Here is a 21,058-nt window from a genome sequence, read left to right on the forward strand (position 1 = left end):
GATCAGCATTGACCGCTATCAGATGTCCTGACGCCCGATTTCGCCTTCATCGCCAAGTGAAACCTTGGGCAGGGGCTGTTTTTCAGGTGGCGGACCGGCCAGGCCATTGTCGAGCTTTTCCTGTATTTCGGCGCGTTTGGTCTCTGACGGATAGTCATTCAGCGCTGTGCGCCAGGCGGCACGGGCAGCGTCCTTGTCACCGAGATGCCAGTAGATGTCGCCGAGATGATCCTCGATCTCCCAATGGACATTGGGGGCGATCTCATTACGGCTCTGCTCGATGTAGCGCCGCGCCCCTTCGAGGTCGCCCAGCTTGTAGCGGGCCCATCCGAAACTGTCGCTGATATAGGGGTCGGCAGGTGCCAGGGCATTTGCGCGGGCGAGGACACGATAAGCTTCGGCATACCTGTCAGTATGTTCGACGAGAAAGTAGCCGAGCGTATTCAGCATGTAGGGATCATTCGGGCGTGCCAGGGACTCGGTACGGATCAGGCGCAGCGCCTCATCGATCTCATCGGCTTCGGCCAGCGCATTGGCGAGCGCCATGCGCCGGTCATGCGTATCATCGAGATTGCGCGCCGCCTTGGCGTGGACGAGGGCCTGCTCAAACTCGCCGAACTGGGCATAGATGGCAGAGCTTGTGCCGTGCGCACTCGCGCGTTCGGCATCTGTCAGGGCCAGCTCGGGCGTTTTCTCGGCAAGATCGGTCGCCTTCTTCTTGTCGTCGAGCAGGGCATAGATCAGCATGGCGCTCGAATAGGTGCCAAGCTCTTCATCTTCCTCGGCCAGCCTGATCGCTTCATCGAGGGCGGCATGTGATTTTTCTGGCTGTTCCAGACGTAGACAGGCCTGCGCTTCGGCGAGCTTCAGGCCAGCTGTTGGTTCTGGCGCAGCCGTTGCGACATGGATGGCGGCGTCGAAATAGGTTTCGTCATAGAGGTCGCCGACAATGGCGAGGCGCAGATCTTCATTGCCCGGATCATTGATGAGAGCGAGCTGGTCAAACACCGATTTGGTGTCATCAAACCCGCGCACACGCTCGCCGACAAAGGCTGAGCGGATCAGCCGCTGATAGGAAAGCGCCAGCGAGTAATCGCTCAGCGACCGCGCAAAGGCGGCGCTGGCCGTCATCGTCTCGTCGTCGATACCGCGCCCGGTTTCCAGCTGTTCGAGCGCAGCCTGATAGGATACCGCCTCTTCAGGTTCGGCCGCAGCGAGGCGGGTGTAGAGATCCTTTGCCTCTTCGATTCGTCCGAGCTTGCGCAGCAGGATCGCCTGGCGCGCGACCACCAGCTTCACATGTCCATAGAGCAGGTTCTGCGGATCAAACTCATGCTCCGGGGCCGTGATCTTTGTCGGCGTGATCGAGGAATAGACTGCGAGGGCTTCCTGTTCGCGCCCGACAACTTCCAGCATGGCGGCAAGGGACAGGTCGCCAGTCAGGCCCGGCAGGGCTGCGCCCACGGCTCGATGCGCATCGACAGCGGCGTCGCTTTGGCCATTCAGCGCAAGATACCAGGCCTCCAGAAAGCCGCCCATGATCGTCATGTCATCGCTTTCCACGGCCGTCTTGACGGTCGCAAGCGCACGATCATAGTCACCGGCCGCTGCGGCATCGATGGACAGCACCACTGCTGCGAACGGGCTCGGCGTACCGTCGCGGACCGAATTGGTCTGCATGGAGGCGATAAAGGCGGCGATGTCACCAGCCTTCACGGCGTCGACCGGCGACTCATAGGCCAGCAGGCCCACCGGGCGCCCATCTTCGCCGCGAACGGCTGTCTTCATTGCCGCATCCGACACTTCGTAATCGCCGCTATAGGCAGACAGCGCACCGAGCACTTCCTGCTTGCGGGCATCGAATTCGGCCCGTTCGGCGTCAGTAAAATTCGACGGTGCCGACTGGCTGGCACACCCGGACACGAACAGCGCTGCAGCAAGGATAGCGAGAGAAGCTTTGGACGTCATGAAATGCCCTTCTATGTCACCTCAGAGTGTGCAGGCGCGGCGGGCCCCTGTCCAGCCTGCAAGATAAGACGCGACAAGTGTGGCGTCAGTCTGACATGAAATCTGCCAGAACGGGGCATTTCGCCGTCAATTAATGTGCGCGCTTGACGCAGAAATCGGCGAGTTGACCGAGAAGTGACTTCCACTGCGTATCCGGAAGGTCCGCAAGCGCAGACTTGGCGAGGCCCGCATAGGCTTCGGCTTCGGCAATGGTCGCTTCGGCGGCACCGGTTGTCCGGATGAGATGGATGGCGCGGGCAAGGTCGCTTTCTTCCTGCGTTTCGACATTCAGCGCGCGCGCCCAGAAGGCGTGATCTTCTGTCTTGCCACGGCGACGCGCAATGATCACAGGGAGAGTGACCTTGCCTTCCCGGAAATCGTCGCCGACCACTTTGCCGATCACCGAGGTCGTACCGCCATAATCGAGGACATCGTCGACAATCTGGAAGGCGAGGCCGAGATTCTTGCCATAGCTCGCCAGCGCGTCAGCGTGCTCGCTGCTGCCCCCCGAGAGTGCGCCAGCGCGGCTGGCCGCCTCGAACAGCGCTGCCGTCTTGGCTTCGATGATGGCGAGATAGTCTTCTGTCGGCAGGTCGAGCTTGCCCTGCGCCGCGAGCTGGCGAACTTCGCCCTCTGCAATCACGGATGAGGCATTGGACAGGATGCCGAGAATCTCCAGCGATCCGGTGTCGACCATCAGCGTGAAGGCGCGCGCGAAAAGAAAATCGCCGACCAGGATGGAGGCGGAATTGCCCCATACCGATTTTGCCGCAGGCTTGCCGCGGCGAAGGTCGCTCTCATCGACCACATCATCATGCAGCAGCGTCGCGGTGTGAATGAACTCGACCGCCGCCGCCAGCGCATGGGTGGAGCTCTTCGCCTTGCCGACGGCATGTGCAGCCGCGAGCGTAATGATCGGGCGCAGGCGCTTTCCGCCGGCCGTAACGATGTACTGGGAGAGGTCGGGAATAATGTCGACCGGGCTTGCCGCGCGGGCTTTCAGCAGGGTCTCCACCGCCGTGAGGTCCGATTCCAGCAGCGACTGGAGCTGGTCCACGACTGTGGCGTTCTTTGCGATGTCACGTGCTGTAGCCGATATGCTCACGAGGGATTTCCTATTCCGGTCGCTCAGACATTCCCATATGGATAACAGGCGGGCTCAGGTCCACCTCTGCGGTACAGGGCCGCATATAGGATAAGGATGTCTATGGAAGAAGTGTTCCGCACCAATGACCCCGTCAAGCTGAGCTATATTCGTCATCTCATGGCCGAGGCAGGGATCGAGGTCTACATCCTTGATGAGCATACCGCTTATATTGACGGTCGCGGGCCGATGGTCCCCATCCGTGTCGTCGTCCACGAAGATGATGCCGATCGCGCCCGGCTCGAACTGAAAGATCTCGACCAGGATGGCTGAGACGGCGTTCACACGCGATGCCTTTCTCGGCGGGCTCGTCACCGTCCTGCAGCCGAAGAAGGGGTTTCGGGCCGGCACGGACAGCGTGCTGCTCGCCGCGGCGCTCGACCCGTCCATGACGGGCACGGCGGCCGAGTTCGGCTGCGGGGCAGGGGGCGCGCTCTTTCCGGCGGCGTGGCGACTGAAGGATGTAAGCTTTACCGGACTGGAGCTTGACCCTCTCATGCTCGATCTTGCCCGTCAGGGGATCGCGGAAAATGACCTTGCAGGGCGCGTTCAGGTGCAGGAGCAGAATGTCGGCAACATCCCGCATGACTGGGAAAACCGCTTCGATCTCGTCTTTTCCAATCCACCCTATTTCCGCACCGGCTCGATCACCCAGCCCGGCGAACGCAAGCATGAGGCCTATCTGGAAAGCGTCCCCCTGAAAGACTGGATCTGGGGCATGCTGCACAGCCTCAAGCCGCGCGGGCGGTTCGTGATGATTCACCGCGCCTGCGAGCTTGCGCGCATCCTCGCCTTGATCGAGCGGCGCACCGGCCAGATCGAGGTGATGCCCGTGCGCTCGCACCCCGGCGCAGACGCCAAGCGTGTCATCGTGCGTGCGCGCAAGGGGCTCCGCTCCGGTGAGATGCGGCTCCTCTCCGGCATCGACATCTACAAATCGAAAGGCGGGGACCGTACCGAGCTGCTCGAGCGCATCGCGCGATCCGACGCGGGTCTGGACTGGGGCTGAATACATCCGCCGATACCTGCGAAGGCAGGTATCCATAATGTGTACTTTCAACGAGTGTTGACGCCTGAACGTTTCTCCATGGACGCCTGCCTTCGCAGGCGTCGTCGGATCAATCTGCAAGGCTCCAGAATCCACTCATCCTTCGACTTTGCTCGGGATGAGGCGTAGGATGGCAACAGAGGAGAGGGAGCCATGCAGAACCTGTTCACCATGCTGATGATTGTCGGCAGCCTCGCCGGCCTCGCCATGGGTGCGCTCGCCCACCCGAAATTCTACGCCGCCGTCTTCCGCAAGAAACGCGCAGACAGCGCCGACCATGAGCATTCGATCGATTAGGGCGTGACACCCCCGCAGTTGCGAAATCGCCCGTCTGGCGGTAGGCGGTTGCGCTGAACTTCAGCTCTCGATTCAAGGCCTGCCATGTCAGCCCCGACCGCCCGTGAAAAACCCGCTTCCTTTCAGGACCTGATCCTGCGCCTGCAGGCCTATTGGGCCGCGCAGGGCTGCGCGATCCTGCAGCCTTATGACATGGAAGTGGGCGCCGGCACGTTGCATCCGGCGACGGTCCTCCGCGCCCTCGGGCCCAAGGACTGGCGCGCCGCCTATGTGCAGCCGTCCCGCCGCCCGGCCGATGGCCGCTATGGCGAGAATCCGAACCGGCTCGGCCATTACTACCAGTATCAAGTCATCCTGAAGCCGAACCCGGCAAACCTACAGGACCTTTATCTCAACTCGCTTTACGAGATCGGTATCGACCCGATGGTGCACGATATCCGCTTCGTCGAAGATGACTGGGAGAACCCGACCGTCGGCGCCTGGGGCCTCGGCTGGGAAGTCTGGTGCGACGGGATGGAAGTCAGCCAGTACACTTATTTCCAGCAGGTCGGCGGCCTCGACGTGTTCCCGGTCTCGGGCGAGCTGACCTACGGCCTCGAACGCCTCGCCATGTATGTGTTCGGCGTCGACAATGTCTACGATCTGCCGTTCAACGACCCGGCCTCTGCCGTGCCGCTCTCCTATGGCGACGTCTTCCTGCAGAATGAGCGCGAACAATCGGCCTTCAACTTCGAACTCGCCGATGTTGAGATGCTGCAGACCTGGTTCACCGGTTGCGAGAGCCAATCAAAGGCCCTGCGCGAAGCCGGAAAGCCGCTGCCAGCCTATGACTATGCGCTGAAAGCCTCCCACGTCTTCAATCTGATCGATGCGCGCGGCGCGATTTCGCCGACAGAGCGCCAGGCCTTCATCGCCCGCGTCCGCGATCTTGCCCGCGGCGCCGCAGAGCTCTGGGCCAAGCAGGAAGAGGAGCGGGCGGCCTGATGCTTCGCGCGTTCCCGTTTGTGGTTCTGCTGGCGCTCACCGCCTGTGGCGGCGACCCCGCTTCGGACGGCGAGACCGCGCCATCGACGACCGTTCCGGCCCCGGTCATCGGCGCGGACATGGAACTGCCCGTCGAAGACCCATTCTGCACCTTCACGGCAGAAGGCGGCGCACCCGAAGGCGGCTATGTCTTCGTCACCAGCATGGGCGAGAGCGTCTATCACGGCTATGCCAGGCTCGATGGCGAGACCACCCGGCTCACCGAAGTGGAGGCCGGCTTTGGCGCGGGCATCGAAACGCGCCGCTATGTGACGGATGATGAGAGCGTCGAGCTGGAAGTGATCCTGCTGGAGGCGGGCGAGTCCGAAGAGGCTGTCTCCTATACCGGATCCGTGCGCTCAATCTTCCCGGTCGAGGGGGATGCGGTGAAATTTGAAGGCCGCTGTGCCTATGCCGGAGACGCCCATGAATAGATATATCTTCGCATTGCTGGCCGGGGTCATGGTCTCCGCCTGCGCCGAGCGGGCGAGCGAACCTGCCGGGGCGCCGCAATACAATACCAGCATCGACGATCCGGCCCCGCCGGCTGAGGATGTCGCAGAGACAGACCCGCAGGCGCTCGCCATCGGCATGATGCATGAGCCGGACACAGCCGCCTATTGCACGCTGATGCAGGCTGCCCATGAGTTCGTCTATGACGACCCGGACACCTGGCGCTTCGTCTTCCTGAGCGAAGCCGAAGGCGAGGCCCCGCCGGCGCGAATCAGGATCAATGACGAGGTGCTGGCCTTCAGTGAAGAGAGAAAGACCGAGGACGCCGAAGGGGTCGAGACCTGGCGATACCGGTCCGAGGACCGCGGCATTCTGGTCGAACTGCAACTGAAACCGGTCGATGGCGGTGTCGAACATACCGACTATGAAGGCACGATGGCCATCATCGAACCGGTCGAAACTGAGAAAATGGGCGTAAAAGGCAGTTGCGGCGTCTGACCGCCTGCGGCATCACGCGGACACGAAACACAGGACGATTTCCACGTCATGGCTGAACTTCTCCTCGAACTCTTTTCGGAAGAGATTCCGGCACGCATGCAGGCAAAGGCCGAAAGCGATCTGCGCGACGCGCTGACCAGGGGCCTGACCGAAGCCGGCGTTGAGTTCGGTGAAGTGACGGCCCTGTCCGGCCCGCGCCGCCTCGCCATTGCAATTGACGGTCTGCCAGAGAAATCGGCTGATGTCAGCGAAGAGAAAAAAGGCCCAAAGGTCGGCGCGCCGGAACAGGCAGTGCAGGGCTTCCTGCGCGGGGCAGGCCTTACCTCGATCGATCAGGCCGAAGTGCGGAGCGACCCGAAAAAGGGCGACTTCTACGTCGCCGTGCGCGAAATTCCGGGTCGTCCGCTGGAAGACATCATTGCAGAACTCGTGCCGCAGATCGTGCGCGGATTCCACTGGCCGAAATCCATGCGCTGGGGACGCGGAGAGCTGCGCTGGGTGCGCCCGCTCCAGAGAATTGTCTGCGTTTTCAACGGCAAGACCGTCGAGTTCGAGATTGATGGCCTCAAATCCGGCAATGAAACCGAAGGCCACCGCGTCCAGGGGCGCGGTCCGTTCACTGTCTCGTCCCTGGACGAGTACCGCACAAAGCTGCAGCAGGAAGGCTCTGTCGTGCTGTCGCGCGAAGACCGCCGCCTGCTGATTGAGGAACAGGCCCACAAGGTCTGCGCCGAGGCTGGCCTGGAACTGGTCGAAGACAAGGGCCTGCTCGAAGAAGTGACCGGTCTTGCTGAATGGCCGGTGGTCATCCTTGGCGACATGGACCCTGCTTTCCTCGACCTGCCGGGCGAGGTCATCCAGCTCTCCATGCGCACGCACCAGAAATATTTCGCCGTGCGCGACCCGAAAACCGGAAATCTCGCGCCTCATTTCGTTGTGGTGGCCAATATCGAAGCAAAGGATGGCGGCAAGGCCATCGCGGCGGGCAATCGCAAGGTGCTGTCGGCGCGTCTCGATGATGCGCGCTTCTTCTGGGACAATGACCGCAATACGCCGCTCGAAAAGATGGCCGGGAAACTCTCGACGATCGACTTCAAGAAAGAGCTGGGCACCATTGCCGACAAGGTGGAGCGCGTCGCAGCCCTCGCGCGCGAACTCGCCCCGAAAGTCGGCGCGGATCCGGACCTTGCGGAAAAAGCCGCCAGGCTGGCCAAGGCGGACCTCGTCTCCGAAATGGTGTTCGAATTCCCTGAACTTCAGGGCGTGATGGGCCGGTATTATGCGCTGGAAGCCGGTAAACGCGCCGGCGTCATACCGGACGCAAAGCGATCCGGGACCCAGTCAGCAGCAGAAGAGTCTGGGGCCCGGACAAGCTCTGACGAGCTTTCCGGGATGACGGGATTTGTGGACAGGCTTGATGAAGCCAGCGTGCGCGCCATCGCCGACGCCATCGCGATGCACTACAAGCCGCAAGGCCCGTCAGACGAGGTGCCGACAGAGCCTGTCAGCATCGCCGTCGCCCTCGCCGACAAGCTCGACACACTGGTCGGCTTCTGGGCCATCGACGAAAAACCCACCGGATCGAAAGACCCGTTCGCGCTGCGCCGCGCGGCACTGGGCGTCGTGCGGATCATTCTGGAGAATGAGGTTCGGCTGAATCTTCAGGATGATATCTTGAAGACATTCAACATCCTGATATCGATTCCTTTTGCTGACTATATTTCATCGAGGTCGTCCGAAACGGCGCTTTCTGATGTCGAGCACCTCATCAGAAGACACGAGTTTAAGTTCAAACTTGTCCATGATTTCTTGTCGAATGAGAACGGTCAGTTTGACGTAATGGAACTTGCTAAAGCAGTGCATCTTTCTGACGTCCCTCAAAACTATGATTACGTCCGTCAGTTGCCGATAGATATATCTGCTGCAAATCACCCAGATGAAGCATGGGCTTTTATACACCGAAATCACCCAGGTGAACCTAAGAAGTACTTTCTTGAGGATAATGAGGGAGCCCAATTAAATTTGGCAGGGAGAACAGAGGTTCAAAGAACTGACCTCCTCGCCTTCTTCGCTGACCGCCTCAAACAATACCTCCGCGACGCCGGCGCGCGTTATGACCTTATTGATGCGGTCTTTGCGCTTGGCGAGGATGATCTCGTCCTCATCGTAAAGCGGGTCGAGGCGCTCGGCGCGTTCCTTGAGACCGAAGACGGCGCAAACCTTCAGGCGGGCTACAAACGCGCGGTCAACATTCTCAGGGCGGAAGAGAAAAAAGACGGCGCAGAATTTGCAGGCACGCCCGACACATCACTGTTCGAACAGGACGAGGAGAAGGCCCTGTACGCTGCCATCGAAGCATCTTCGGCAGAGGCCGATGCGGCCCTGAAGGCCGAGGACTTTGAGAGGGCCATGGCGGCGCTCGCGGCCCTGCGTGCGCCCGTCGATGCCTTCTTCGAACATATTCAGGTGAATGCCGAGAAACCAGAACTGAGGCAAAACCGCCTATTGATTCTGAATTCCATTCGTGACGCTTTGCAACGCGTCGCGGATTTTTCCAAACTGGCGGCATAATATTGCGGGAGGGGACACATGCTGATCATCCCGCTCCTGTTCGGCCTTCTGGCCTTGTGGATGTGGAGCCTAGCCAAGATGCCTTCGAAGCAGGCACGGGACATATTTGACGCGCACGGACCGGCACCTTCGGAAGTGTCTGATCGTGACCGCGCCTTCGTGCTTGCCTTGCATCGGCGTTTCGGAACGAATGATTTCATGCTGAAGGCTATTCAGAATCGCCCGCTGGACCCGGAAATCACGGAAGAATTTGGCTTGAAACCTGCATGCCTGGACGACCGGACAGAGCTGGGGGTCCGTTTGCCGCAACTGAAACTTCTGGTGTCTTTCGAACCCGGGCGCTATCGCCTAACAAACGACGCTGCGCGACTGGCCGAAAGCCTCGCCCAAGAGAAATTGAGTCTGGAGAATACAAATCATGGCTGACAGTGCTGAAACGATGACCAGGGATCAATGGGTCTATTCCTTCGGTGGTGGCACGGCCGATGGCGACACCACGATGAAGAATCTCCTCGGCGGCAAGGGCGCCAACCTCGCCGAAATGGCGCGCCTCGGTCTTCCGGTCCCTCCGGGCTTCACACTCACAACAGCTGTCTGTACCGCCTATTACGATCTTGGCGAAAAATACCCGGCCGGTCTGGAAGCGCAGGTCGATGCCGCGCTGAAGGCCGTCGAAGCCGAAACCGGCAAGGTGTTCGGTGATCCGGAAAACCCGCTGCTCGTCTCCGTGCGGTCAGGGGCCCGCGCCTCCATGCCGGGCATGATGGACACGGTTCTCAATCTTGGCCTCTCCGAAGTGACGGTGAAGGGCCTCGCCCAGAAGGCTGGCGAGCGGTTCGCCTATGATTCGTATCGCCGCTTCATCCAGATGTACTGCAATGTCGTCCTCGGCCTGAAGCACGACACGTTCGAACACATCCTCGACGACTATAAAGAGCGCCAGGATTACAGCCTCGACACCGAAATGACGGCCGATGACTGGAAAGAGATCATCTCCCAGTACAAGGCGGCCGTCGAGAAACAGCTCGGCAAGCCATTCCCGGACGATCCGAAGGAACAGCTCTGGGGCGCGATCGGCGCCGTGTTCGGCTCCTGGATGAATGACCGCGCGATCCTCTATCGCAAGCTCAACGACATCCCGGCCGCCTGGGGCACGGCGGTCAACGTCCAGTCCATGGTGTTCGGCAATATGGGCGACACCTCGGCAACCGGTGTTGCCTTCACGCGTGACCCGTCGACTGGCGAGAAGACCTTCTATGGCGAGTTTCTGATCAATGCGCAGGGCGAGGACGTTGTGGCCGGCATCCGCACGCCAGCGCCGATCTCACGCTCACGCGCCGATGCGCTGTCATCCGACGAAGCCCCGCTCGAAGAGGCCATGCCGGCCGTCTATGAGGAACTGGTCGCTGTCGCGAACAAGCTCGAAAGCCACTATCGCGACATGCAGGACATCGAGTTTACGGTCGAGGACAACAAGCTCTACATGCTGCAGACGCGCAGCGGCAAACGCACCGCTGCCGCCGCCCTCAAGATCGCTGTCGACATGGCACAGGAAGGCCTGATCAGTGAGGAAGAGGCCGTGCTTCGCCTGATGCCAAACCAGCTCGACCAGCTGCTGCACCCGACCATTGCCCCAGATGCGAAACGCGACGTGATCGTGAAAGGCCTGCCGGCCAGCCCTGGCGCGGCTGTCGGCAAGGTCGTCTTTGATTCCGATGAAGCAGCGGCGCTCGCAGAAAAGGGTGAAGACGTCATCCTGATGCGCGTCGAAACCAGCCCGGAAGACATTCACGGCATGCATGCAGCCCGCGCCATCGTCACCTCGCGCGGCGGCATGACCTCGCATGCGGCTGTGGTCGCTCGCGGCATGGGCCGGCCTTGCGTCTGCGGTGCCGGCGGCCTGCAGATCGATCCGGCAAACGGCATTTTCCGCTCCGGCGGCCGTGAGTTCAAGAAGGGCGATCTCGTCACCATTGATGGCGCGGAAGGCGAAGTCCTTCTCGGCGCGATCGATATGGTGAAGCCGGACCTTTCGGGTGATTTCGGCAAGCTGATGGAGTGGGCAGACCGCGCCCGCAAACTGAAAGTGCGCACCAATGCCGAGACCCCGCATGATGTCGAAACTGCCAAGCAGTTCGGCGCGGAAGGCATCGGCCTCTGCCGTACCGAACATATGTTCTTTGACGCTGACCGCATCCCGGTCGTGCGTTCGATGATCCTCGCCGGCGACAAGAAGGGCCGTGAGGCGGCGCTTTCGAAACTGCTACCGATGCAGCGTGCAGACTTCGCGGAAATCTTCCGCATCATGGAAGACCGCCCCTGCACCATCCGCCTGCTTGACCCGCCGCTGCACGAATTCCTGCCGCATTCAGAAGCTGAAATGGCGGAAGTCGCCGCGTCTGCCGGTGTCGATGTTGCCGTCCTGAAGCGTCAGGCCGACGATCTGCACGAGAGCAATCCGATGCTCGGCCATCGTGGCTGCCGCCTCGGGATCACCTATCCGGAAATCTACGAGATGCAGGCCCGCGCCATCTTTGAGGCGGCGGTGCAGATTGCCAGGGAAACCGGATATAGCCCCGTCCCTGAAGTGATGATCCCGCTCGCGGCAACCCGCAAGGAGATCGATATCCTGAAGGAGCGGATCGACGCGACGGCCAAGGCAGTCTTTGAGGAGACCGGCACGACGCTGGAATACCTCGTCGGCACCATGATCGAGCTGCCGCGCGCAGCCCTGCAGGCTGGCCAGATTGCAGAATCGGCAGCCTTCTTCTCATTCGGTACGAACGACCTCACGCAGACAACGCTCGGCATTTCGCGCGATGACGCGGCCCGCTTCCTCAAATCCTATGAGGAGCAGGGCATCTATGAGAAGGACCCGTTCGTGACACTGGACCAGGATGGCGTCGGCGAGCTGGTGAAGATCGCAGCGGAGCGTGGTCGCAAGACCCGGCCCGAGATCAAGCTCGGCATTTGCGGCGAACATGGCGGTGACCCGGCATCGGTGATCTTCTGTCACCATCTGGGACTGGATTATGTGTCCTGCTCGCCTTACCGGGTGCCCATCGCCAGACTCGCAGCGGCACATGCTGCGTTGCAGCAAAACGAGGCCTGAAACGGGTCAGATTCTGCCCGATTGGGCACCTCAGACCCGGCTTCCTGACCGATGGAACCGTTGTATTTCAGCAACACTGCGTTTCGATGCCGAAACGAGGTGGGTGTTAACTATGCCCCGTGAGGTGTTGAAATGGCAGGACTTTTTGCCCTCAGTCCTGAGCGGTAAAACGCAGGCCGGTGCGCATGGGTTCCGAGGCTCACAGAAATGTAAGTCAGCGAAGCAGCGATTTGATTGCTATGTGCCGCTCGAGTTCAATATTTAGTCCAAACGAAAAGCCGGAAACATCAGGGAATGGGCAGCAGGGCCGGTTTGGCCTGATTACTGCTTGGATGGCTTAAACCGGCAATCAGAGGGGACAGGTGATGTCACTCAGAACGGCAAAACAGAGCCCGCGAATTTTCGCGGATACCTCCCTCCGCGGCAAAATTGGCCGCTGGTGGCTGGCCAAGAGCGATGCCGAGCAGCGGACCTTCGTGACGCGCTCAGCGCTCGTCTCAACCTTTGCGGCTGGCCTGGTTGTCGCCCTGCCGATGATTTCCTCGATCAATGTGCAGAAGCAGGCCGAGGCCGAGTATCGCGCCCAGACAGAACGCTTTGCAGCCGTGCAGGATGCCGGCGAAGCGGTCCGCGCAGATCCGAAGGCTCCAGAACTGATGCGCCATGAATGGCTGCGCAATGTCGAATTCTCGCTGGAGCGTAATCCTGAACAGGCGCTCAGCCGTTATGGCGGGCTGGAGCGTGACTCCGCCGTTCTCGCCGGCATGAAGAGCTTCGACCCGGTTCACCTCGACAAGGCCGAGGATATGAGCCGCCAGATGAAGTGTCTCGCCGAAGCCGTCTATTATGAGGCCCGCAGCGAATCGACCGCCGGCCAGCTTGCTGTCGCTGAAGTCATCATGAACCGCGTCAAGGATCACCGCTATCCGAACACGGCGTGCGATGTGGTCTATCAGGGCGCCACGCGCACGACGGGCTGTCAGTTCACTTTCACCTGTGACGGTGCGCTGGAGCGCAAGCCGCGCGGATCGAAATGGGAAGCTGCCAAGGCCATTGCGGCCCACATCTATCTCAACCTGGATGAAAAGCGCACGGCTGGCGCAACGCACTATCACGCGACCTACGTCAATCCGGTCTGGAATTCCGGCCTGATCAAGACCTCGAAGATCGGCACGCACATCTTTTACCGCTTCCCGCGGGGAGCAGAGTGGGCAAGTGCCCGAGCTGCCCAGCAGGCCCGCTTCGACCGTGAAGCAAGCGGCATTGAGGGGGGCGACTCGTCCATCATGACAATCACGGGCGAATCGAGCACTGAAGATCTCAACGCCAAGTCATTGAGCGTCCTCAGCCCCGCGCCATAAGGATCGATTTGTATGAGTGAAGATAGTCTGTTTGAGGCAGTCGACACTTATATAAACAGCCTGTTCGTCGAAGATGATCCTGTGCTGGAACGCGCCATCACGCGCGCGACCGCTGCCGGACTGCCGGAAATCCAGGTGTCGCCCGGACAGGGCAAGCTGATCTACCTCCTCGCAAAGATGATCGGCGCCAGGCGGGTCCTCGAAGTCGGCACGCTCGGCGGCTATTCGACGGTCTGGCTCGGCCGTGCGCTTCCCAAGGACGGCAAGCTGATAACGGTGGAACTCGAACCGGCGCATGTCAAAGTTGCTCGCGAAACGCTGCAGGATGCCGGTCTTGCCGATCACTGTGAGGTGATCGAAGGCAAGGCGCTCGACGTGCTCAGCGGTCTCCAGCCGGCCTTCGACATGGTTTTTCTCGATGCCAACAAGGATGGCTATCCTGCCTATCTGAAGCAGGCGGTCAGGCTGACCCGTCCGGGCGGACTGATCGTGGCCGACAATGTCGTGCGGGAAGGGGCGGTGCTGAAGCCATCATCCGTCGACGCGAATGCCATTGGCGCGGCCGCCTTCAACCAGGCGCTTGCCAGCCATCCGCAGCTTGAGGCCATCGTGCTCCAGCAGGTCGGCATAAAGGGCCATGACGGCCTCGCTGTGGCCCGGGTGAAGGACTGACGGTACGGAGTCCTGCGTCGGCCGCAGGCTCACTCAGCAGGGAAAGCGGGTTGTCCAGCGCTGATCATCGCCCGTGAAGCGTTTCAGCGGTTCACCAGTCTTGTGGCAGCGGGCAGTCTGGCGTCCATTCTCACTGAAGTTTGCAGTGAATACGTCGACGTTCCAATTGTCGCCATTCCATCCGCCGCTGAAAGTGGTGCGCAGGCTGATGGATTCCACATCGGCTGCAGACGTCCCCTCGGGCAGTGAAATACCGACAGTTTGCCAGGTGTGGTCGATCCAGCGTTGCCCCTGGTTAAGATTGTTCGCCGCGACAACGCCGCCGCCGCGCAGGCGCACGGTGGCGTGGACATTGTCATTCCCCCCGCGCAAGTCGTCTCCACCTGTCTTGATGTCGAGAATGATTTCACGCGGTGAGTCCGGCACTGATGGCGCGTTGCGGGGGGTGTAGTTCTGTTGAACAAACCAGGTTCGCCAACAGACTTCATCGCCGACACGGTTGCGCTCAAGGTTGCACCAGGCATTGCGTTCCGGTTTCGGAACCATGGTCACCTTTCGTGCCCCGTAATTTGGTTCGTAGATGAAGATCTTCAGGTCTTCCTTGTGCTCGCCAAGATCACCCTTGTAGCGGCCCATGTCATAGCCATAGGCGAGGACGACATGGTCTGCCCCAGGATCACCCGACAGGGATTTCAGGCCGAGCGGCACTGGCCGGCCGGCGTCTATCTTCTCGCGCAGTTCCTCAAGGCGGCCCCCATTGGTGCCCTGGAGCCCCCAGCGGAAGAACTCGTCATCGCGAATGCCGAGCGGGTTCATGTGAAGTTCGACCCACTTATCCATGTGCGCTTCTAGCGCTGTCATGTTGCGGGCGTAGAGATAGCTTTGCAGGGTCGTACCGTTGACGGGTGTATAGTCCTGCCGCGGGATCGGCTTCCCGGCACGCCAGTAATCAAGCGCGGCATACACCATGCCGCCGCACAGCCCGCTGGTGGTGACGTCGAACACACCGGTTACCGTCTTGAAGGTATTTATGAATCTGAAGCCGTCCGCCACCGGGTCGAAGTCTGTCATTCGGGCGGTGGTCAGAGGTATGGCAATGGATGGGTCTATCTTTAGCGTCCCCGGCCTGATTGTCGGCTTGGTCAAAACCGCCTTGCCGCCAGATTTTTCGGGCGGCTCGGCTATGGCGGCAGGGGCAAGCCCCGCGACCATCATCACAAGTGAGGCTGCTACCTTCTGAGGCAGTTCCATGGCGTCCCTCCTTCCCACAGTGCAACGGGGAAAAGATATCATGTATAGGATGGGACGCGAAAGACTTTCGAACTCGCTCGACCAGTTGAAAGCGTCCTAGGTGCGAGGGCCGAGAGTCTTCTCAAGCTGCTTCTTCAGCCGCTTCGGCATGAACCGCGCCGCAAAGCGGGTGCGTTCAGCCATCTTGCCGGCCATATAGTGAACTTCCTTGCCATGCGCAGCGTCCCAGGCGCGTTCAGCCGCCAGTTCGACCGGATAGACTTCGGAGCCTGACTCCCGGATCATGTCGCTCATTTTCACATTTGCGCCGTCCTTGGCGCCCATATCGAGGATCGGCGTATCGATGAACCAGGGCATGAGGGAGGTGACCCGGATCCCGATATTCGAAAACTCGATATCGAGCGCTTCTGTGAGGCCGCGCACGGCGAACTTGGTTGCAACATAGACCGCCAGCTTCGGTGCACCGAACACGCCAGCGGTCGAGGCGGTATTGACGATGCGCGACCCTTTGGTCTGACGCAGCAGGGGAAGCGCCGCCTGCACGCCATTGATGACACCCTTCACATTGATGTCGACAATGGCGTCATTGTCCTCGCCGGAAATGTCTTCGAACCAGCCATGTCGGCCAATCCCGGCATTGTTGAAAAGAACGTTCAGCCTGCCATCGGTTGCCTTGGCGAAATCATCCATGCAGCGCTTCCAGTCATCGCGGCTGCGTACATCGAGCTTGCCCGAAATGCAGTTCTCTTCGCCGATCTCGGCCGCCACTTTCTTCAGGCCGGCTTCATTGATGTCGTAGAGGCCGACAAACCAGCTGCGGTCAGCAAACAGTTTTGCCGTTGCTGCGCCGATGCCGGATGCGGCTCCGGTGATGAAGATGCTCTTGCGGCCGATACACTCGCCCATGTCCAGTCCTCCCATTTGCCGCCGTTTCGTTTGAGGCGGTCAGTCAGGAAACAGGTTCACGGCAGGTCGAGGCCGACGTCAAGATTTGACGCAGAGTGAGTTAGCGCACCGACGGAAATATAATCGACGCCAGTTTCGGCGATTCCGGCGACCGTATCGAGATTGACGCCGCCCGACGCTTCGGCCTTGCACGCCCCATCGATCATCTCCACGGCGCGGCGCAGCGTGTCATTGTCCATATTGTCCAGGAGCACAGCATGCGGCTTCAGCGGCAGCGCTTCTTCGAGCTGCTGCAGATTGTCGACCTCAATCTCGATCATGCGAAGGTGCCCGGCATAGTCGTGCGCCCGCTTCAGCGCTTCGGTGATCGACCCACAGGCCGCGATATGGTTGTCCTTGATCAGGATCGCGTCATCGAGGCCGTAGCGATGGGATGTGCCGCCGCCGCAGCGCACGGCCCGCTTCTCGACGGCGCGGTGGCCCGGCGTCGTCTTGCGCGTGCAGACGATGGTTGCATCCGTGTGCGAGACTTTGTCCACGAAGGTCGCCGTCAGGGTCGCAATGCCGGACAGGCGGCCCAGAAAATTCAGCATGGTCCGCTCGGCAATCAGGATGGAGCGTGCCTCGCCAGACAGGGTTGCAATCATATCGCCGGGCGAAAGCGCATCGCCATCCTGCTTGCTCTGGTCGAGTGTCACAGCGGGGTCGACGAGCTTCAGCGCGTATGCGGCAGCATCCATGCCGGCCAGGCGCCCCGGCTTGCGCGCGGCAATCTTCGCCTCGATCATCGTGCCCGGCTTGATCGTTGCATCCGTGGTCAGGTCGCCGGCTCGGCCAAGGTCTTCCGACAGCGCAAGACGGACGATCGGGTCCAGGACCAGATCAGGCAACGGTGGGGGTGCAATCATAGGGTGGCTTCTTCCTTGGCGGGCTCGGACGGCAGGCGTACAAAGCTGCGCCGCGCTTCGTCCATCGTTTCAGTAAAGTCGGAGCGGTAATGTCCACCGCGGCTTTCTTCGCGGCTGAGGGCCGCCGCAGCGATCAGACGCGATGCTGTAAGCGCGCGGGCATCGCCGTGCTGTACGCTCATTATGTCGATGTCTTCCAGCAGGCTGGCAAGGCCGTCCGCGTCACGCACCACGCCGCATTTCTCGGCCATGCCAAGGCGAAGGGCCTGCAGGGCGTCAGGGGGCAGTTCGTCTGGTACGTCACCGGAAGAGTGCGACGGCTGGTTAAGGTCGGCTTCGCGCAGCCTGTCTGCAATGCGTGAGGCGAAAACCACCGCCTCAAGCAGGGAATTGGACGCGAGCCGGTTCGCGCCGTGCGCACCGGTCGAGGCGCATTCGCCGCACACAGACAACCCGTCCAGCGTGGACCGCCCCCACATGTCTGCCACGACACCACCCATGTGATAGTGCGCGGCGGGTGCGACAGGGATGGGTTTGACCCGCGGGTCTATGCCGGCCGCCATGCAGGCCGCGAATACCGTGGGAAAGTGCGCCGGAAATTCATTGCCGACGGCCTCGCGCGCATCGAGGAACGCGCCGCGCCCAGCCATGCGTTCGGAATGGATCGCACGCGCAACTTCATCGCGCGGGGCCAGTTCAGCGTCCTCATGATAGCGATGCATGAAAGGCTGCCCCTTGCGATCGAGCAGGACAGCCCCTTCGCCGCGCAGGGCTTCGGTTGCGAGCGGCGCGGGGTCGAGGCCCACATCCATGGCGGTCGGGTGGAACTGGACAAATTCAGGATCGGCAATCAGCGCACCAGCTGACCAGGCCATGGCGAGAGCGTCGCCGCGTGACTGCGGCGGGTTGGTCGTTACCCGAAACAGACCGCCGGACCCGCCTGTACAGAAAATCGTTTCGCGCGCGGTTAGCGGCGACAGGTTTCCCTTTCGGTCGCGCACCACCGCCCCGGCAATCTGGCCATTCTCATCCTGCAGAAGGCCAACGGCGCGGAACGGCCATTTCAGCGTGATATTGCCAGCGGCCTGAACAGCAGCGGTCAACGCACCCATAATGGCCTTGCCCGCGAGGTCTCCGGCAACCCGCGCCACGCGCGGAACCGAATGAGCGGCCTCCAGCGACAGGGCGAGCGCGCCTTCATCGGTCCGGTCAAAGGGCACGCCCATTTCGATGAGGTCCAGCACCCGGGCTGGGCCTTCTTCGGCGATGAGGCGGGCGATGATCGGGTCAACGAGACCGGCGCCCGCCGCAACCGTATCGGCAGCATGCGACTCTGCCGTGTCGAGCGGGTCAAGGGCGGCCGCGAGTCCGCCCTGCGCCCAGGCAGAGGAGGCCGCTTCACCGAGTGGGGCAGGGGCGATAACGGTGCATTTGCGCGGGGCGAGCCGCAGTGCGAGGAACAGGCCAGCAAGGCCCGCGCCGACGATGAGGATATCGTCGCCCGGGCCAGGTTCACCCGCCTTGATGCGCGTCGAGTGGTTCATGTCAGCCCCCGCCCTTCATCAGGATATGGCGCCTTCCGCCCGCCGCCATATGGCGGGGTAGGCCCCGCTCCCCAGCAGCACGCCATCCATGGATGAGGCGTCCTTGATGACGAGCTGGAAGTGGTCGGGCAGATAGCTGTCGGTTGGCTCGCCTTCGAGAAAATTGACGATCGTCGAAAACACGGTGAGCTGGTCACCATCGACCGATGCCGAACAGCTTTGCTCGACCGTGTAGAGGACATCGGCAGACGGGCAATCCTGGCGTGCTGTCAGTTCGCAGTCATATCTGTCGGGGTCATCGCCCGGCATCAGGCGGGCCTGCCCGCTGAAGCTGCAGACCGGATGAACCTCGGCTTCAAACATCCAGATGCCGGCAATATTGGGTGCTGGCTCGGTCGTCTGGCTGAAGGCGACCTGCCCAGTCAGACAGGCGAGAGACAGGAGGGCAGCGGTGCGGATCACGAAATGCCCTCTTCGGACCGGATGAACACCACTGGCGCTGTTGCGGCAGACACGAGCGAACCGTACATGCGCTGCGAGCTCTGTATCGTCAGGGCGAAATTGTCCGGCACATAGGTCAGGCCTTCGATCTTCGACTCAAGGAACTGGTCGATCACCGAGCGGATGGACACCTGGTTGCCGAACCGCCGGGCCGTGCATGTCTGCAGGACAACTGACCGGCCCCAGAGGGAGCAGACTTCCACCGCGGTGAGTTCGCAGTCATAGACGCCTTCTTCCGGATTGGGGGTCAGGCGCGCTGTACCGCTCATCAGGCACTGGCCTTCGCGATAGGGTTTGGTCTGGAAGGTCCAGTTTCCGAGAATGTCGCTTGGGTCGCGATTTTCCGTGGCTCCGGCGGTCGGCGTGGCAACCATCAGAAGTGCTGCAAGGCAAGCCATCAGGACAGGTCGCATGGGGCAGGTCTCCGGGGGGAAAGAGCTGAAGCGGGGTTGCTGTGGTCGAGCAAACCCCGCCAAAGCGGCGACTTCAAGGCATCAGGCGGCCGAAATGACCTCGATCTCCAGCGGCTTGAGGCCGGTTTCGAAGGCGAGCGGCTTTTCCGTCTTGGGCAGGGCCAGCATCGCATCGATGGCTTGCTTGGCCTTCACCCGCACCGATTCCTCGATTTTCACCTCATGCTCCATGTCGATCAGGCAATCGAGGATGTTCTCGAGCGTGATGCGCTTCATGTGCGGACAGAGATTACATGGGCGGATGAAGTTCACGCCGGGATTTTCAGCGGCGACATTGTCGCTCATCGAGCATTCGGTCAGCAGCACGACCTTGTTCGGGCTCTCATCTTTCACATAGTTGGCGAGCGCCGAGGTCGAGCCGGCAAAGTCTGCCGCCTCGAGAACATCCGGCGGGCATTCCGGGTGAGCCAGGATGACAACGCCCGGATGCGCTTCACGCAGCTGGTTTACATCGTCAGCGCTGAACAGTTCATGCACTTCGCATGCGCCCGGCCAGGTGATGATGCGGATATCGGTCTGGGCGGCGACATTCTTGGCGAGATACTGGTCCGGCACGAGAATGACCGTGTCGGTCTTCCATTCCTTCGCGACTGCCTCAACCACCTGCGCGGCATTCGAACTGGTGCAGGTGATGTGGCACTCGGCCTTCACGTCCGCGGTTGTGTTCACATAGGTGACGACCGGATAGTCGGGATACTTTTCCTTGATAAGGCGAACATCGGCGCCGGTGATCGAAGCGGCGAGCGAACAGCCCGCTTCGAGGCTCGGGATCAGCACCGTCTTCTCGGGCGCCAGGATCTTCGATGTTTCCGCCATGAAATGGACGCCGGCCTGGACGATCACGTCCTGCTCGACCTGCGAAGCTTCACGGGCAAGTTGAAGGCTGTCACCGCGGAAGTCGCCGACGAGACGGAAGATATCCGGCGTCATGTAATTGTGCGCCAGGATAACCGCATTCTTCTCTTTCTTGAGGCGGTTGATCTCGGCCACGAGCGGCGCAACGGCGGGCCATTCCATGGGAGTGATGAAGTCCGATACGAGCGGGTAAAGCGCGTCGGTTTCGGCCTTGACGGCATCATCATATTTCAGGCCGCGGGCTTCAGCGGCATTGGCAGCGCGAAGCGGCGTCGGGGTCGGACAGCTTGGTCCGGAGTCAATAAGTCTGGCCATGGTGTAGTCCTCCACGCTTTTGCTCAATCTGAGCATTAGTTGGGTATGCAACTGCCCGATTTCAAGACCTTCCACCATGGAACGAAAGAAACCTGACCCTCGCCACCCCTTATAGGCGG

At 61.1% G+C, this 21,058-nt stretch carries 20 protein-coding genes; 11 read left to right on the top strand and 9 right to left on the bottom strand.

Going from position 1 to position 21,058, the window contains the following annotated elements; genetic code table 11:
- Positions 1-18: 18 nt before the first annotated feature.
- Together B8746_RS01795 and B8746_RS01800 are read right to left on the bottom strand one after the other, a co-directional pair.
- The gene (locus tag B8746_RS01795) at positions 19-1,968 is read right to left on the bottom strand and encodes a tetratricopeptide repeat protein (RefSeq protein ID WP_084391517.1); all 1,950 of its coding nucleotides are present in this window, start codon (positions 1,966-1,968) and stop codon (positions 19-21) included.
- A 130-nt stretch (positions 1,969-2,098) separates the two neighbouring features.
- Positions 2,099-3,112: a polyprenyl synthetase family protein gene (locus B8746_RS01800; protein WP_084391518.1), complete on the bottom strand. Its 1,014-nt coding sequence runs from the start codon at positions 3,110-3,112 to the stop codon at positions 2,099-2,101.
- A gap of 102 nt (positions 3,113-3,214) precedes the next feature.
- Here B8746_RS01800 and B8746_RS01805 point away from each other — a divergent pair, with 102 nt between their 5' ends.
- The 11 genes from B8746_RS01805 to B8746_RS01850 all read left to right on the top strand — a co-directional run bounded on the left by B8746_RS01805 (position 3,215) and on the right by B8746_RS01850 (position 14,186).
- Positions 3,215-3,424 (top strand): putative signal transducing protein, encoded by a 210-nt coding sequence (locus B8746_RS01805; protein ID WP_084391519.1) that lies wholly within the window; start codon positions 3,215-3,217, stop codon positions 3,422-3,424.
- Entirely contained in the window at positions 3,417-4,160 is a 744-nt protein-coding gene (locus tag B8746_RS01810; RefSeq protein WP_084391520.1) for a tRNA1(Val) (adenine(37)-N6)-methyltransferase, read from the top strand. The genes B8746_RS01805 and B8746_RS01810 overlap by 8 nt, the downstream gene beginning before the upstream one ends.
- Before the next feature lie 192 nt (positions 4,161-4,352).
- The gene (locus tag B8746_RS17045; RefSeq protein WP_158084509.1) at positions 4,353-4,496 is read left to right on the top strand and encodes a hypothetical protein; all 144 of its coding nucleotides are present in this window, start codon (positions 4,353-4,355) and stop codon (positions 4,494-4,496) included.
- Between the two features lie 84 nt (positions 4,497-4,580).
- Positions 4,581-5,480: a glycine--tRNA ligase subunit alpha gene (locus tag B8746_RS01815; protein WP_084391521.1), complete on the top strand. Its 900-nt coding sequence runs from the start codon at positions 4,581-4,583 to the stop codon at positions 5,478-5,480.
- A complete protein-coding gene (locus B8746_RS01820) occupies positions 5,480-5,953 on the top strand; it encodes a hypothetical protein (protein ID WP_084391522.1) in 474 nt (157 codons plus the stop codon). Before B8746_RS01815 ends, B8746_RS01820 begins: the two co-directional genes overlap by 1 nt.
- The gene (locus tag B8746_RS01825; RefSeq protein ID WP_143434500.1) at positions 5,946-6,470 is read left to right on the top strand and encodes a hypothetical protein; all 525 of its coding nucleotides are present in this window, start codon (positions 5,946-5,948) and stop codon (positions 6,468-6,470) included. The genes B8746_RS01820 and B8746_RS01825 overlap by 8 nt, the downstream gene beginning before the upstream one ends.
- Before the next feature lie 48 nt (positions 6,471-6,518).
- Positions 6,519-9,041 carry a glycine--tRNA ligase subunit beta gene (glyS, locus tag B8746_RS01830; RefSeq protein ID WP_084391524.1) on the top strand — a complete coding sequence of 841 codons (2,523 nt, stop codon included), beginning with the start codon at positions 6,519-6,521 and terminating at the stop codon, positions 9,039-9,041.
- Between the two features lie 18 nt (positions 9,042-9,059).
- Entirely contained in the window at positions 9,060-9,467 is a 408-nt protein-coding gene (locus tag B8746_RS01835) for a hypothetical protein (RefSeq protein ID WP_084391525.1), read from the top strand.
- Positions 9,460-12,153 carry a pyruvate, phosphate dikinase gene (ppdK, locus tag B8746_RS01840; protein WP_084391526.1) on the top strand — a complete coding sequence of 898 codons (2,694 nt, stop codon included), beginning with the start codon at positions 9,460-9,462 and terminating at the stop codon, positions 12,151-12,153. Before B8746_RS01835 ends, ppdK begins: the two co-directional genes overlap by 8 nt.
- Before the next feature lie 365 nt (positions 12,154-12,518).
- The gene (locus B8746_RS01845; RefSeq protein ID WP_084391527.1) at positions 12,519-13,514 is read left to right on the top strand and encodes a cell wall hydrolase; all 996 of its coding nucleotides are present in this window, start codon (positions 12,519-12,521) and stop codon (positions 13,512-13,514) included.
- Between the two features lie 12 nt (positions 13,515-13,526).
- Positions 13,527-14,186, top strand: coding sequence for an O-methyltransferase (locus tag B8746_RS01850; protein ID WP_084391528.1), 660 nt, complete (start codon positions 13,527-13,529; stop codon positions 14,184-14,186).
- 33 nt (positions 14,187-14,219) lie between these two features.
- Here the strand turns inward: B8746_RS01850 and B8746_RS01855 are convergent, their stop codons facing one another.
- From B8746_RS01855 to nadA, 7 genes are all read right to left on the bottom strand, one after another.
- The gene (locus B8746_RS01855) at positions 14,220-15,437 is read right to left on the bottom strand and encodes a hypothetical protein (protein WP_084391529.1); all 1,218 of its coding nucleotides are present in this window, start codon (positions 15,435-15,437) and stop codon (positions 14,220-14,222) included.
- Between the two features lie 96 nt (positions 15,438-15,533).
- Positions 15,534-16,343, bottom strand: coding sequence for an SDR family oxidoreductase (locus tag B8746_RS01860; protein WP_084391530.1), 810 nt, complete (start codon positions 16,341-16,343; stop codon positions 15,534-15,536).
- Between the two features lie 56 nt (positions 16,344-16,399).
- Positions 16,400-17,251 carry a carboxylating nicotinate-nucleotide diphosphorylase gene (nadC, locus tag B8746_RS01865; RefSeq protein WP_084391531.1) on the bottom strand — a complete coding sequence of 284 codons (852 nt, stop codon included), beginning with the start codon at positions 17,249-17,251 and terminating at the stop codon, positions 16,400-16,402.
- Complete coding sequence (locus tag B8746_RS01870) at positions 17,248-18,795, bottom strand: L-aspartate oxidase (RefSeq protein WP_084391532.1); 1,548 nt, start codon at positions 18,793-18,795, stop codon at positions 17,248-17,250. The genes nadC and B8746_RS01870 overlap by 4 nt, the downstream gene beginning before the upstream one ends.
- Before the next feature lie 18 nt (positions 18,796-18,813).
- Positions 18,814-19,257 (bottom strand): hypothetical protein, encoded by a 444-nt coding sequence (locus B8746_RS01875; protein ID WP_084391533.1) that lies wholly within the window; start codon positions 19,255-19,257, stop codon positions 18,814-18,816.
- Positions 19,254-19,709 carry a hypothetical protein gene (locus B8746_RS01880; RefSeq protein WP_084391534.1) on the bottom strand — a complete coding sequence of 152 codons (456 nt, stop codon included), beginning with the start codon at positions 19,707-19,709 and terminating at the stop codon, positions 19,254-19,256. Before B8746_RS01880 ends, B8746_RS01875 begins: the two co-directional genes overlap by 4 nt.
- Positions 19,710-19,790: 81 nt before the next feature.
- Positions 19,791-20,939, bottom strand: a complete 1,149-nt coding sequence (nadA, locus tag B8746_RS01885) for a quinolinate synthase NadA (RefSeq protein ID WP_084391535.1) — start codon at positions 20,937-20,939, stop codon at positions 19,791-19,793.
- Positions 20,940-21,058: the final 119 nt, after the last annotated feature.

Origin of the sequence: Henriciella pelagia, assembly GCF_002088945.1 — a bacterium.
GTDB lineage: Bacteria > Pseudomonadota > Alphaproteobacteria > Caulobacterales > Hyphomonadaceae > Henriciella > Henriciella pelagia.